This is a genomic window from Pseudoxanthomonas sp. GW835-FHT14C01 (assembly GCF_058793715.1).
Window position 1 is genome coordinate 461277 of record NZ_JBXAGB010000002.1, and the last position, 13247, is coordinate 474523.

Genomic DNA, 13247 nt, shown 5'->3' on the forward strand with positions numbered 1-13247 from the left:
TACGCCGTGCGGGAAACGATGGCGCTCAGCAGTCGTCCGAACGGCCGGCGGCGTAGCGCAGGCCGCGCGCCAGTAGCGCCACCACGTTCGCGTCGCCATAGACCTTCGCATCGTGGCCCAGTCCGGTGTACCAGCTGCGACCGCCATCGAAGGCGTGGCACCACGCGATCGGGTGGTCGTCGCCCATCTGTCCCCCGTCGTACTCGCGCTCGTCCACCGTGGCGATGACGCGCACCTGCGGCCGCGGATTCGCGCGGTAGTTGTACAGCTCGTCCGTGATCGGCCAACGGGCGCCGGCGGGTTTGCCGTCGTGTTCCGGTTGCACGTGGGTCGACTGCAATCCGGGCGGATGGTTCTTGAAGTAGGCGCCGACCAGCCGTCCGTACCAGGGCCAGTCGTACTCGGTATCCGCCGCCGCATGCACGCCGATGAAGCCGCCGCCGCTGCGCACGAAGGCTTCCATCGCCGCCTGCTGCGCGTCGTCCAGTACGTCGCCGGTGGTGCTGGCGAACACCACGACCCGGTAGCGTGCCAGGTTGTCGGCGGTGAACGCCTGCGCGTCCTCGGTACTGTCGGCCGCCAGGCCCGCATCGGCCGCCAGCGTCTGCAGGGTGGCGACGGCGGTGGGGATGGCATCGTGGCGGAAGCCCGCGGTCTTGGTGAAGATCAGCACGCGATCGGGCGGCGCGGCGAAAGCGGGCGGCATCAGCAGGCTGGCCACGGCCAGGACGGAAACGACGGCGCGGAAGGCGTTCATGGCCGGATTCTGCCACGGGTCCCATCGCGCACTGCAGCATCGCACCGGCTCGCGCCCGGCCACGACTCCCGCCGATAATGCGCGGCATCCCTGTCGCCGGAACACGCGCATGTCCGATCCCCGCCACGACCCGTCCCGCGTCATCCGCGCTCCGCGCGGCGCCACGCTCACCTGCAAGTCCTGGCTCAGCGAGGCGCCATACCGGATGCTGCAGAACAACCTGGATGCGGAAGTGGCGGAAGATCCCACCTCGCTGGTCGTCTATGGGGGCATCGGCCGTGCCGCGCGCGACTGGGCCTGCTACGACGCCATCCTGAAGTCGCTGCGCGAGCTCGACGACCACGAGACGCTGCTGGTGCAGTCGGGCAAGCCGGTCGGCATCTTCCCCACCCAACCCGACGCGCCGCGCGTGCTGATCGCCAACTCCAACCTGGTGCCGCACTGGGCCACGTGGGAGCACTTCAACGAACTCGACAGGAAGGGCCTGGCGATGTACGGCCAGATGACGGCCGGTTCGTGGATCTATATCGGCAGCCAGGGCATCGTGCAGGGCACGTACGAAACCTTCGTCGAGATGGGCCGCCAGCATTACGGCGGCAACCTGACCGGCAAGTGGATCCTCACCGCCGGCCTCGGTGGCATGGGCGGCGCGCAGCCGCTGGCCGCGGCGCTGGCCGGCGCCAGTTCGCTGAACATCGAATGCCGCCAGTCCAGCATCGACATGCGCCTGCGCACGCGTTACGTGGACGAACAGGCCGCCGATCTCGACGACGCGCTCGCGCGCATCGCCAGGTACACCGCGTCCGGTGAAGCCAAGTCCATCGCCTTGCTCGGCAACGCCGCCGAGATCCTGCCGGAACTGGTGAAGCGCGGCGTGCGTCCGGATGCTGTCACCGACCAGACCAGCGCGCACGATCCCGTGCACGGCTACCTGCCGATCGGCTGGACGGTCGAACAGTGGCTGGCTGCGCAGAAGTCCGAACCCGAGCGCGTGCGCGATGCGGCCAAGCAGGCGATGCGCGTGCACGTCGAAGCGATGCTCGCCTTCCAGCAGAACGGCGTGCCGACGTTCGACTACGGCAACAACATCCGCCAGATGGCGTTCGATGAAGGCCTGCAGAACGCGTTCGATTTTCCCGGGTTCGTGCCGGCCTACGTGCGGCCGCTGTTCTGCCGTGGCGTTGGCCCGTTCCGCTGGGTGGCGCTGAGCGGCGATCCGGAAGATATCTACAAGACCGATGCGAAGGTGAAGGAACTGATCCCCGACGATGCACACCTGCACCGCTGGCTGGACATGGCGCGCGAGCGCATCCACTTCCAGGGCCTGCCGGCGCGCATCTGCTGGGTCGGCCTGGGCCTGCGGCACACGCTGGGCCTGGCCTTCAACGAAATGGTCCGCAACGGCGAACTTAAAGCGCCGGTGGTGATCGGGCGCGATCACCTGGACAGCGGCAGCGTGGCCTCGCCGAACCGCGAGACCGAGGCGATGAAGGACGGCAGCGATGCCGTGTCCGACTGGCCGTTGCTCAACGCGATGTTGAACGTCGCTGGCGGCGCCACCTGGGTGTCGCTGCACCACGGCGGCGGCGTGGGCATGGGCTACTCGCAGCACTCCGGCGTGGTCATCGTCTGCGATGGCACCGAGGAAGCGGACAAGCGCATCGCGCGCGTGCTGTGGAACGATCCGGGCACCGGCGTCATGCGCCATGCCGATGCCGGCTACGACATCGCCGTGCAGTGCGCGAAGGAGCAGGGGCTGAAGTTGCCCATGGTGTGAGTCTCCGCCCGTCGCCCGGTCGAAGCGCAGCGAAAAATCGGGTGAGGGGTGTCGATGTACCGCGATGGCCCGACGATCGCGCATCCCCGGTCTTCGCCGTCGGCGCTACCCGCCTACGGATCGAACATCGGCATGGCGTCCGTGCCCGGCTTGGCGGGCAGCTCGTCCTGCAGCACATCCCAGTGTTCGGCGAGCCTGCCGTTCTCGATGCGGAAGATGTCGACGACCACCTGCGGCCTGTCCGCCCAGCCATGGATGCGCCCGTGGATGGCGACGAATGCGCCGTCGGCGATCATGCGGCCCGGCTCGTAACGCACGTCCGGCGCCAGGCCGGCGACGAGCGTGCGCAGCGCGTCGCGGCCCTGCGGAATCCCGGGGTTGTGCTGGATGTAGTCCACGGCGTACAGACGGTCCACGGCGGAGGCATCGTGCCGCTGGAACAGCGAGGTCATCGCATCGAGCACCCGTGCCTTGTTGCGATGCGGGCGGTCGTCGGACGTGCGGTCCGCCGCGCGGGTGACCACGCAGGTGCCGGTCATGCGCAGGAAGCGGCCATCGGGCAGCGTGGCGCTGGAATGGACGAGGCCACGGTCGTAGTCCTGCACGTTGGTGACGGTGGCGCCGCTCTGTTCCTGCCAGCTGACCGCGAACAGGCTGTTGCCCAGCGGCACCACGTGGATGTCGACGTCCTCGCGGCGGGCGAACGGGCCTTCCGCGATCTCGAACTTCAGGCGCGTGGTGGACAGCAGCGTCACGCCGACGCGGAAATCCGGATAGGAGACCACCATCTCCAGGCCTACGGGGAACGTGTCCATCGACATCGATCGGATCCTGTGTTGAACGTGCTGCGTCGCGCCGGCGCGACGGCCGGTGCGGAACGTGTGCTGGCGAGACAAGGAAGGGTCGCGCCGCCGCGCGTCGCGACCTCCCCGTGCGGGCTCAGCCTGCGCTGGCGGGTGCCGGCGTATTGAGCAGCTGTTGTTCCCAGAGGTAGGCGATGCCGCTGCCCGCGGCGTGCTGCTTCAGGATGTCCGTCACCTGGCCCGCATGCGCGGTGCGCGCCCAGTCGCGCTGCCACTCGGCGCCCAGCGCCATCCACGTCATCATGTTGGCGCCCGCCGCGATCATGCGCTGGACCGCGACCTGGTGCGCTTCGACCGACACGCCACCGCAGGCGTCGATGATCACGGTGACGTCCCAGCCCTCGCCCAGCGCCTGGATCGTCGGCATCGCCACGCACACTTCCGTCCACAGGCCGGCGATGATCAGCTGCTTGCGTCCGGTCGCCTTCACCACGTCCACGACGTTGCGGTCTTCCCAGGTGTTGATGAAGGTGCGGTCGATCACTTCCTGGTCGGGGAACACATCGGTGATCTGCGGGAAGATCAGTCCGCCGCGCTCGGCGATCACGCTGGTCAGGATGGTCGGCACCTCGAAGGCCTTGCCCAGTTTCGCCAGCGCCGTCGCGTTGTTGACCACCGCCTGCGGATCATGGCTGTTGAGGTTGGTCAGCTGGTACGGCTGGTGGTCGATCAGGACCAGGACGGAATCCTCGGGGCGGAGCAGCGAATCGAGACCATTGCGAAACGTCATGGCGACATCCTTACTTTGTGGCGGAGGGAAAGGGAGGGGCGGGTAGCGTTGCATGCGCCGCCGTGCAGCGAGAACCTTGCCATCGCGATCCTGGTCGCGGTAGCACCGTGTCGCGCGGAGCTGTGTCGCGTAGAGAGGAACGCCACGATGCGGTACGGTGTGTCAGGCTGTGTCGCACGATCGGGAACGCCTTCTTGGACATCGAAGAACTCCGGACATTCGTCGAGGTTGCCGATGCGGGAGGCGTATCGCCTGCTGCGCGGCGTCTCGGCGTCGCCAAATCCATCGTCAGCCGGCGGCTGGGGCGACTCGAAGAGACGCTTGGCGTCCAGTTGCTCGCGCGCAACACGCGCGGCGCGGCCCTCACCGAAGCGGGCCTCACCTTCCGCGCCCACGCCGCCCGCGCGTGTGCGGAGATCGACCAGGCGATGGAGGCGCTTTCGCCCGACGGCGAGCTGCGCGGACGGTTGCGCATCGCAGCGCCGTTGTCGTTCGGTCCGACCCACTTCGCATCCGTGTTCGCGGAAATGGCACGGCGCCACCCCCGGTTGCATGTGCACACCGCGTACAGCGATCGCTTCGTCGACATCGTCTCCGAGGGCTTCGACTGCGCGATCCGCGTGGGCTATCTGCAGGACTCGAACCTGATGGCGCGGCGCGTCGGTCCCCTGTACGGCAAGCTGGTCGCCAGTCCGGATTACATCGACGCGCACGGTTCGCCGGAGACACCGGCGGACTTGCCGGCCCACGAGGCGCTCATGCAGGGCACGGAGGCATGGCAGTTCCTCGATGGAGAGGAGGTGGTCACGGTACATCCGCGGGGCCGCTTCAAGGCCGACAACGGCACGGCGCTGATCGCCGCCGCCGTCGCGGGACTCGGGATCGCATGGTTGCCGGATGGGCTCATCAAGGAGCAGATGGCATCGGGCGCGCTGGTGCAGGTCATGGCGCGGTATCCACCGCCGCCTGCGGGCATCTACGTCATCCGCCCGCCCAGTCCGCATCCTGCACGCAAGGTGCGCGCGCTCACCGACATGCTGATCGAGTGCTTCGGGCAGGCGCCCGGGCTGGCTGCCGTCGCCGGTTAGTGCGCCGGCGGAGCAGGCGCGCAGCGCATGCCGCACATCGGAAAGCAGGACCCGTCCGGTGCGTTCCGTCGGGTCCGCGCGTTCCCCGCGACGGACGTGTCGGTGTCCGACGCCCGGTCAACGACAGGCATCCGTTCGCCGGCTTGCATCCTCGACGCGACGACGTGGGGCCTCCGTGGAAGACGCGGGTGGACCGGCGCGATAGCGCCTGCCCAGCCAGACCGCCCACAGCGTCCACACGGCGGCGAGCGGCAGGGCCACGATCAGCAGGCCGCCCGGCCACGGCGCCGATCGTCCGACCAGCGCTTCGATCTGGGCGCCCAGGACATCGCCCATCCGGTAGACGAACGTATCGATGAACGCCTTGGCCTTGTATTTGTGGTCGCGTGCGACCCGCATGAAAAGCAGTTCGCGGGCCGGGCGTGCGACACCGCGCTGCACGGCCCGGTTGGCTGCCTCGAGCAGGAACAGGATCGCGATGCCGCCGTGCGCCGCCAGCCCGGCGAACCCGATCGCGGTGGCCACCGGCAGCGCGACCAGCGCATGCTGCGTACGCACCCGATGGCCGAGCCGCGTGGCCATCGCACACTGCAGCACCAGGAAGACGATCTGCGTCCACAGATCGATGTTCGCCAGCATCACCGCCATCGCGTCGGGCCCTTCGGCGACGTCGGCGACCAGGTGCAGGCGGGTGAGGTAGACCAGCGTCGCCATCACCGCCATCAGCAACACATAGCCTGCGATGCCAGCGAGATAGGACGAGCGCATCACCGCGCGTGCGCCGTCCCACGCGCCACCTCCCAGCGGTGCGGCCTCGACCGGCGGTGGGGCGTCCGCGCCTCCATGCGTGGGCCCGCACGCCGGCGTGCGGGCCAATCGCCACACGCACAGCATGCCCAGCGCCAGGAACGCGGCGGAAACCGGCAACAGGCCCGACGCGCCGAGCGGGTGCGCGAGCCGTGACGTCAGCCACGGTCCGAACATCGCGCCCAGCGTGCCGCCCATCGCGACAAGCGCGAACAGGCGCACACCCTGTTCGTGGGTGAAGCGGTCGGCCACGAGCGCCCAGAACGCCATGGTGCCGAACACATTGATCACGCTGAACCACACGTAGAACGCCTGCCCGCTGCGTTCACCCACCGCAGCGGAACCGGACGTCATCAGCGCCCAGAAGCCCAGCAGCGTCAGCGCGAAGAAGCCGTACGTCGTGACGATGGCCTGCGTGTGCCGCACGCGGCCCACCAGCAGTCCGAAGACGGGATTGAGTGCCAGCGTGACCAGTGCGGTCGCCATGAACAATCCGCGGACGCTCTCCATGCCGCCCGCCAGACCGATGGCGTCGCGGACGGGACGCAGCAGCATCAAGGCCGTCAGCACGAAGAAGAAGCCGCACGCCGCCGTCAGCAGCGGAGCGCGTTCGTCGCGGCGCACATCGAAGACCGTTTGCATCCAGCGCGTACCCCGACCCGAAGCGGGGCGGGGCGCGGACGGCTTCATGTCAGGCGCCCGTGGGTGCTTGCCGACCGCGCCGCGCCCGTGTGGATGCGGCGACACCGACATGCATCGCGGTGCGCGTGTCCGGACGTGGACTGATCAACGGTTCCGCCGTTGCGCTTCCGCATCGCCGAACACGACGCCGGTCAGCCGCTCCGATGCCCGCCACAGGCGCTCGGCGACCTCGAGGTCTTCCGCCTGCGTCGGTACCTTGGCGAGTGCAGGATGGCCGCGCGTTTCGCCCAACCGGTCGGGGCCGTAGTACGCACCGGGCGTCGCGGTCGATGCGGTCGCGGCGAACAGCGGCGGCAGGGCGCCCTGTTCGGCGGGCTGGAAGAGGAACCACAGGTATCGTCGTGCCAGTGCCGGCAGACTGTTGGCGCCGGCGCCGTTGGGGAGCAGGTCCGTGCGCGAGATGCCCGGATGCGCCGCGAGGCTCCGGATGCCCCATCCCGCTGCGTCGCTGCGGCGCTGCAGTTCGAAGGCGAACATCAGGCAGGCCAGCTTCGACTGGCTGTAGGCGGCCATCGGCACATAGCCGATCTTCGACTGCAGGTCCTCGAAATCGATCCTGCCGTTGCGCGCCGCGATGCTGGACAGGGATACGACGCGGGCGCCGCGTCCTTCGCGCAGCAGCGGCAGCAGTCGCGCGGTCAGGGCGAAGTGGCCCAGGTGATTCGTGCCCAGCTGCAGTTCGAAGCCGTCGGTGGTTTCCTTCCGCTGCGGTGGGGTCATCACGGCTGCGTTGTTGACCAGCACGTCCAGGCTGCCGTGCGAGCGACGCAAGGTGTCGGCGAACGCCTCGACCGACTCCAGGCTGGCCAGATCGACCGAGCCGAAGCGCACCTGGGCGCGCGGCGCGGACTGGCGTATCTGTTCGACGGCGGCCGCGCCTTTCGCGGCGTTGCGTCCCGCCACGATGACATGGGCGCCTGCCCGGGCCAGGGCCACGGACACGTGGAAGCCGATGCCTCCTGTGCCGGTGACCACGGCGGTTCGTCCGATCTGGGAGGGAATATCGAGGGTGGTCCAGCCTGCCATGACGGTGATCTCGTTGAGTGGGGGAATCCACGCGTGCGCGGTGTCGGCGACAACGCGCACGCGTGGCGGACACGTGCGTCCATTGCGTGCTGCGTGAGGGAACCTAGGAGGCCATCGCCGTCAGGCCGCCGAGCATGCGCCGGCCCCAGGCGCCGTTGATGAAAAGCCAGGTCACCACCGCGATGAAGGCGCTGGCGGTCAACGTCAGCGCACTCGATCCCAGGTGGGCCAGGGCGGTTCGTCGTGATCGCTGCGCACGGATGATGTGTTCGGCGACGATCAGATTGGGGAGATAGAAGAAGAACGCCATGAGCGCATCGAACCAGCCCGTGAATCCCCGGCCGGTACCGAGGCCACCGGCGACCAGGAACCACGCGCCGTACTCCATCCGGTAGAGCCACGAGCCGACGGTCAGCGCGAACAGCCGGATGGCCCATGCGCGGTGCTGCGCGATGCGGCCTGCGCGTGCGCGGGCGAAGGCGAACCCCGCGCACACCACCATCGACAGGCCGTACAGGCCGAACCCGACGTCCATCACCGTGCCGCCCACCGTACCCTTGGCGACGATGAAGAACAGCCCGCCGACGCCGGCCAGCGCAGCCGACGCCACATACAGGCGACCGAGCCCGCGATGCAGTGCGGGCACGCGTCGACGCATGCCGCCGATGAACTGGACCGGCCCCAGCAGAAGCAGCACCACGCCGGCGACGAAGTGCACGCCGATGGCGACGACGGCCCCCGGCGATGCAGGGTCATGCAGGCCGGGGAGGGATTCGTTCCACCGTTCGCCCGCCCCGGCGAGCAGCGTGCCGCCGAAGAACGCCGCGATGTAGGCGGCGAACACGACGCCACTGATCCAGCTGGTGGCGAACAGCAGCCCCGTGCTCAACCGCGAGACGGTCTGCGCCGTTCCGCCGGGGAGGGCCGCGGAAGCATCGAGCGGATGCCTTGGGTCGAGGCGGGCAGCCTGGCGGTGCGTCATGGCGCGCGATCAGCCGCCGGACTGCGGAAAGCGCGTGCCGGTGATCTGTTCGCTCAGGTCCCACAGGCGTGCGGCGACGGTCGCGTCGCGGGCAATGGCGGGAACAGCGGCCAGGCCCAGCGGTCCGGCCATTTCGTTCGGACCCGTGGGTCCGTAGTAGACGCCGCCCTGAGCGGTGGGGGCCGTCGCTGCGTACAGGGTAGGCACAGCACCTTGGGCGGCGGTCTGCAGGTTGGCGCGATTGCTGGCCCACTGACGACCCTGCGGGCTGTCCAGGCCGGGACCACGCGCCACCAGTTCGGTCACCGCCACGCCGGGATGGGCGGCCATGCTCTGGATGCCCCAGCCGCCGGCGTCGCTGCGACGCTGCAGTTCGAACGCGAACATCAGGCAGGCCAGCTTGGACTGCGCATACGTCGCCATCGGCTCATAGGTGCCGGTCGACTGCAGGTCGTCGAGATCCAGCGTGCCGCGGTGCACCGCGATGCTGGACAACGTCACCACGCGCGGCGCCTCGCTCTTGCGCAGCAGCGGCAGCAGCTCGGCCGTCAGCACGAAGTGGCCCGCATAGTTGGTGGCGAACTGCATTTCCAGACCGTCCACCGACGTGCCGCGTTCCGGCGTCGCCATGATCGCAGCGTTGTTGATCAGGCCATCCAGGCGCGGCAGGGAAGCGCCCAGGCGCTTGCCGAGGTCACGGACCGAGGACAGGCTGGACAGGTCGACCGCCTGGAATTCCACCTGCGCCGCCGGAACGTCCTGCCGGATCTTCTCGATCGCTTCCTGTCCGCGTTGCGCGTTGCGCGCGGCGATGACCACGCGGGCGCCCGCCGAGGCGAGCGCCTTGGCATCCTCGAATCCCATGCCGCTCGTGCCTCCGGTGACCACGAAGATGCGTCCTTTCTGCGAGGGCATGTCGGCCGTGCTCCAGGCCGGGGGCGGAGGGGTCTGGGCCACGGCATCGACCGTGGCCGCGCTGCCCAGCATCAGGCCGAGGGCGGCGAGACGGCCGCGCCAGAGGGAGGGCATGGAAGCGGGCAATGTGCTGCGTTGGTGGGTCATCGGAAAGTCCTCTCGGGGGAGTGGGAGTGGGTCGTGCGTGGACATCAGAAGCGCCTGCTCAGGCCGAACACCACACGGCCGAAGCCGTCGCGATCGCGTTCGAGCAGCGGGCTGTCGGCGAGTTCGTCGGGCAGGAACTGGTATTCCGCGGATCCGATCAGCTGCCACGTCGACGCGCCGAGCGTCTTCGTCAGCGTCACGCCGATACGGGGAATGACGGCGGATCCCGGCTGGTACGGCGCGACACCGCGCGCGACCTCTTCGTCGAGGATCCCGAAGTAGTAGCCCGCCAGATCGGACGACAGCCGGCTGGCGCCGACGTTGGTGGTCAGCGCGGTGCGCTCGCGCACCCAGGTGTACCGGTAGTCGAGGGAGATCTCGTGGCCATCGCTCGTGTTGGTGATGTCGTGCAGGCCTTCCAGCGAGATCGAACCCCAGCGGGCGACATAGGTGGCGCGCAGGCCCGCATCGAGGCCGTCATCGCGGTCGCTCAGCTGCGACGGGTCCAGGCCATTGGCGATCAGCTCGTTGCGTCCGAGGTCGTCGATGTCGAAACCGTACAGGCGTGCCGACACGATCGCGTCGACCTTGAAGCGGGACGAATCGTGCAGGTGGACGCCGCCGGAGATCCCGCGGAGGAAGACGCGTTCGCCGTCGTAGCTGACCAGCGGGAAGGGCCTGACACGCGAGCCTTCTCCGGCGTAGGGGCTGTCGATGACCGCCGCGCCCACACCCAGTGACCACGCGTCCGTGGCCGGGGGGGATTCCTGCGCCAGCGCCGTGGCGGGAAGGGCGAGCAGTGCGAGCGTCGCCAGGCGTCTTGGGGTGGTTGCCGTCATGTTTCATCTCTCGTGGGGGAGGAGGTGGACGCACGCGTCGAACGCGTACGGTGCTGCGCGGATGAGGGGAAGGAGGCGGACGGGGATGCGTCGGCGGAGGCGGCATACCGCGATTGCGCGCGTCCCAGCCACACGCCGATCGCTGCCCATGCCACTGCCAGCGGCACGACCACGCTGGCCAGGCCGCCCAGGGCCAGCCCCAGCTTGCCGAGCGCGCCTTCGGCCTGCGCGCCGACAACATCGCCGGTGCGGTACATGAAGGTGTCGACGAAGGCCTTGGCCTTGTACTTGTCCTCGCGACTGACCACGGTGAACAGCGCCTCGCGCGCCGGCCGGGTGATGCCGCGCTGCACCGCGCGATTGGTGGCCTCCAGCAGCACCAGCACCACGAACGAGCCGTAGATCGCCAGTCCGATGAAACCGAGCGCGGTGGCGACGGGCAGGATCGCCAGCGCCACGCCCAGGCCGAACCGCTGGATGATCTTGCCGGTCAGCGTGACCTGCAGCACCAGCACCGCGACCTGTGTCCACATGTCGATGTTGCCCAGGATCGCCGCACGCGTATCCAGGTCATCGGTAACTGCCGCGACCATCTGCAGGCGGGTGAAATAGATGAAGGTGGCGAGCACGGTCATCAGCACGACGTAACCGGCGATGGCACTCAGGTAGCGCGACCGGAACACGGCCACCAGGCCGGCCCAGGCGCTGCCGCCGATGCGTTCGGTCCCGCCTTCTGCGCGCGTCGCGGAAGACACGGCAGCCGCAGCGCCCGTCCTGTCCGGTACCACGCGCACCAGCAGCCACGCGGCAGCCAGCGCCGCAAGCAGGAAGCCGCCCGCGACCAGCAGCAGGCTCGGTGTCCCGAGCGGCACCGCCAGTCGCGATGTCAGCCACGGACCGAAGATCGCGCCCAGCGTGCCGCCGACCGAGATCAGCGCGAAGAAGCGCTTGCCCTGGTCGCTGGTGAAGCGGTCCGCCAGCAATGCCCAGAACACCATCGTCACGAACAGGTTGAACACGCTGAACCAGACGTAGAACACCTGGCCGCTGCGCTGGCCGACGGCGCCCGGCGCGAACACCAGCAAGGCCCAGAATCCCGCGAGGCTCAGCACGAAGAAGCCGTACGTCGCGCCGATGAACTGCAGCCGTCGCAGGCGTGCGACCAGCCAGCCGAAGACCGGATTCACCGCCAGCGTCGCCAATGCCGTGCCGAGGAACAGCCAGCGGATGCTCTCGATGCCGCGCTCCATGCCCAGCGCGTCGCGCGCCGGCCGCAACAGCATCAGGGCGGTCAGCACGCAGAAGAAGAACAGCGCGGCGATCAGGACCGGCGCGACCTCTTCGCGATGGAGATTGAACAGGCGATACGGCAGTGTCGTTCGGCGGGGCATCGCGTTCCGGTTCATCAGTAAAGGTCCTGGGCTGCGCTGTCCGTGGAACTCATTCCGTCGCCCCGGACGGATAACGCACGCCAGCCAGCGTCTCGCTGGCGTCCCACAGGCGTGCGGCGGCCTCGGCATCGGTGGCGGCTTCGGGAACACGCGCATGACCCAGTTCGCCACGCGCTTCCAGGAGCCCGGTCGGCCCGTAATAGCCTCCGCCCTGGGCATCCAGCGCGGTCGCGGCGTACAGCGTCGGCAATGCGCCTTGCTCTGCGGTCTGGAAGAAGCGCCACAGCGGCGTGCTGCGCCCCTGCGATGGCAACAGGTTGGTGCGCGACAGGCCCGGGTGGCTTGCGATGCTGGTGATGCCCCAGCCCTGCGCATCGCTGCGCCGCTGCAACTCCTGCGCGAACATCAGGCAGGCCAGCTTCGATTGCTGATAGGCCGCCGTCGCATCCCACTCGCGCTCGAATTGCAGGTCGTCGAAGTGGAGTTCGCCCCGTCGTGCGGCGATGCTGGACAGGGTGACGACACGTGGAGCGCCCGACCTGCGCAGCAGCGGCAGCAGATCGGCCGTCAACGCGAAGTGGCCCAGATAGTTGATCGCGAACTGCGTCTCGAACCCGTCGGGTGTGGTGTCGCGCTGGGGCGGTTCCATGATGCCGGCGTTGTTGATCAGGCCATCCAGCCGGGGCAGCGACACGGCGAGGCGGTTCCCCAACGCGTGCACCGACGCCAGGTCGCCGAGATCGAGGGCTTCGAAGCGCACGTTGGCGCCGGGCGCGTCCTCGCGGATGCTGGCGATCGCTTGTTCGCCGCGCTCCGGATTGCGTGCGGCGATGATGACCTCCGCCCCGGCGGCGGCCAATGCCTTGGCGCTTTCGAAGCCGATGCCGCTGGTGCCGCCTGTCACCACAAAGATGCGTCCGGCCTGGGACGGCATGTCGCCCGTGCTCCAGTCCGGCTTGGGCGCCGGCTGTCCGGCGGTGCCGCTGGCGGCGCAGGCGGAAAGCAACAACAACAACACGCTGACGCTGGCGAGCATCGCGCCCCAACGGACGCGCCGACGATGCGCCGCGCTGCCAGCGGACGACGAAGGAACGGGATTCGCAAGCACGTTGGATACAAGCCGGTAGGCCACGGGCGTTACCTCGCGGGAGAGGGTGGGGAAGCCGCATACGATCAGCGGGTGATGCACTGTGGGACGCGGACTTTAAGAAGCGTTTAAGGCG

At 68.8% G+C, this 13247-nt stretch carries 12 protein-coding genes; 2 read left to right on the forward strand and 10 right to left on the reverse strand.

Features of this window, described 5'->3' with window-relative positions; genetic code table 11:
• Positions 1–25: 25 nt before the first annotated feature.
• On the reverse strand, positions 26–757 hold the full coding sequence (locus tag AC1Q5B_RS08800) for a ThuA domain-containing protein (protein ID WP_492631309.1): 732 nt from the start codon (positions 755–757) through the stop codon (positions 26–28).
• A gap of 109 nt (positions 758–866) precedes the next feature.
• Here AC1Q5B_RS08800 and hutU point away from each other — a divergent pair, with 109 nt between their 5' ends.
• Positions 867–2534, forward strand: coding sequence for a urocanate hydratase (gene hutU / locus AC1Q5B_RS08805; RefSeq protein ID WP_492631310.1), 1668 nt, complete (start codon positions 867–869; stop codon positions 2532–2534).
• Positions 2535–2647: 113 nt separating this feature from the next.
• Here hutU and AC1Q5B_RS08810 read toward each other — a convergent pair whose 3' ends face one another.
• Both AC1Q5B_RS08810 and AC1Q5B_RS08815 read right to left on the reverse strand, forming a co-directional pair.
• The gene (locus AC1Q5B_RS08810; RefSeq protein ID WP_492631311.1) at positions 2648–3355 is read right to left on the reverse strand and encodes a nuclear transport factor 2 family protein; all 708 of its coding nucleotides are present in this window, start codon (positions 3353–3355) and stop codon (positions 2648–2650) included.
• 118 nt (positions 3356–3473) lie between these two features.
• The gene (locus AC1Q5B_RS08815; protein ID WP_492631312.1) at positions 3474–4127 is read right to left on the reverse strand and encodes a hydrolase; all 654 of its coding nucleotides are present in this window, start codon (positions 4125–4127) and stop codon (positions 3474–3476) included.
• 194 nt (positions 4128–4321) lie between these two features.
• Here AC1Q5B_RS08815 and AC1Q5B_RS08820 point away from each other — a divergent pair, with 194 nt between their 5' ends.
• On the forward strand, positions 4322–5215 hold the full coding sequence (locus tag AC1Q5B_RS08820) for a LysR family transcriptional regulator (RefSeq protein WP_492631313.1): 894 nt from the start codon (positions 4322–4324) through the stop codon (positions 5213–5215).
• 117 nt (positions 5216–5332) lie between these two features.
• Here AC1Q5B_RS08820 and AC1Q5B_RS08825 read toward each other — a convergent pair whose 3' ends face one another.
• The 7 genes from AC1Q5B_RS08825 to AC1Q5B_RS08855 all read right to left on the reverse strand — a co-directional run bounded on the left by AC1Q5B_RS08825 (position 5333) and on the right by AC1Q5B_RS08855 (position 13156).
• Entirely contained in the window at positions 5333–6664 is a 1332-nt protein-coding gene (locus tag AC1Q5B_RS08825; protein WP_492631314.1) for an NTP/NDP exchange transporter, read from the reverse strand.
• Between the two features lie 144 nt (positions 6665–6808).
• Entirely contained in the window at positions 6809–7810 is a 1002-nt protein-coding gene (locus AC1Q5B_RS08830; RefSeq protein WP_492631315.1) for an SDR family oxidoreductase, read from the reverse strand.
• Positions 7811–7853: 43 nt separating this feature from the next.
• Complete coding sequence (locus tag AC1Q5B_RS08835; RefSeq protein WP_492631316.1) at positions 7854–8732, reverse strand: DUF2306 domain-containing protein; 879 nt, start codon at positions 8730–8732, stop codon at positions 7854–7856.
• A gap of 9 nt (positions 8733–8741) precedes the next feature.
• Positions 8742–9794, reverse strand: coding sequence for an SDR family oxidoreductase (locus AC1Q5B_RS08840; protein WP_492631317.1), 1053 nt, complete (start codon positions 9792–9794; stop codon positions 8742–8744).
• Positions 9795–9838: 44 nt separating this feature from the next.
• Positions 9839–10633 (reverse strand): MipA/OmpV family protein, encoded by a 795-nt coding sequence (locus AC1Q5B_RS08845; RefSeq protein ID WP_492631318.1) that lies wholly within the window; start codon positions 10631–10633, stop codon positions 9839–9841.
• Complete coding sequence (locus tag AC1Q5B_RS08850) at positions 10630–12024, reverse strand: NTP/NDP exchange transporter (RefSeq protein ID WP_492631319.1); 1395 nt, start codon at positions 12022–12024, stop codon at positions 10630–10632. Before AC1Q5B_RS08850 ends, AC1Q5B_RS08845 begins: the two co-directional genes overlap by 4 nt.
• Positions 12025–12073: 49 nt before the next feature.
• Positions 12074–13156 (reverse strand): SDR family oxidoreductase, encoded by a 1083-nt coding sequence (locus AC1Q5B_RS08855; RefSeq protein WP_492631320.1) that lies wholly within the window; start codon positions 13154–13156, stop codon positions 12074–12076.
• Between the last annotated feature and the right edge of the window lie 91 nt (positions 13157–13247).

Excerpts from the sequence above, each read along its gene's own strand:
- AC1Q5B_RS08800 (WP_492631309.1), bottom strand. The coding sequence starts at position 757 with ATGAACGCCTTCCGCGCCGTCGTTTCCGTCCTGGCCGTGGCCAGCCTG.
- hutU (WP_492631310.1), top strand. The coding sequence starts at position 867 with ATGTCCGATCCCCGCCACGACCCGTCCCGCGTCATCCGCGCTCCGCGC.
- AC1Q5B_RS08810 (WP_492631311.1), bottom strand. The coding sequence starts at position 3,355 with ATGTCGATGGACACGTTCCCCGTAGGCCTGGAGATGGTGGTCTCCTAT.
- AC1Q5B_RS08815 (WP_492631312.1), bottom strand. The coding sequence starts at position 4,127 with ATGACGTTTCGCAATGGTCTCGATTCGCTGCTCCGCCCCGAGGATTCC.
- AC1Q5B_RS08825 (WP_492631314.1), bottom strand. The coding sequence starts at position 6,664 with ATGCAAACGGTCTTCGATGTGCGCCGCGACGAACGCGCTCCGCTGCTG.
- AC1Q5B_RS08835 (WP_492631316.1), bottom strand. The coding sequence starts at position 8,732 with ATGACGCACCGCCAGGCTGCCCGCCTCGACCCAAGGCATCCGCTCGAT.
- AC1Q5B_RS08840 (WP_492631317.1), bottom strand. The coding sequence starts at position 9,794 with ATGACCCACCAACGCAGCACATTGCCCGCTTCCATGCCCTCCCTCTGG.
- AC1Q5B_RS08845 (WP_492631318.1), bottom strand. The coding sequence starts at position 10,633 with ATGACGGCAACCACCCCAAGACGCCTGGCGACGCTCGCACTGCTCGCC.
- AC1Q5B_RS08850 (WP_492631319.1), bottom strand. The coding sequence starts at position 12,024 with ATGCCCCGCCGAACGACACTGCCGTATCGCCTGTTCAATCTCCATCGC.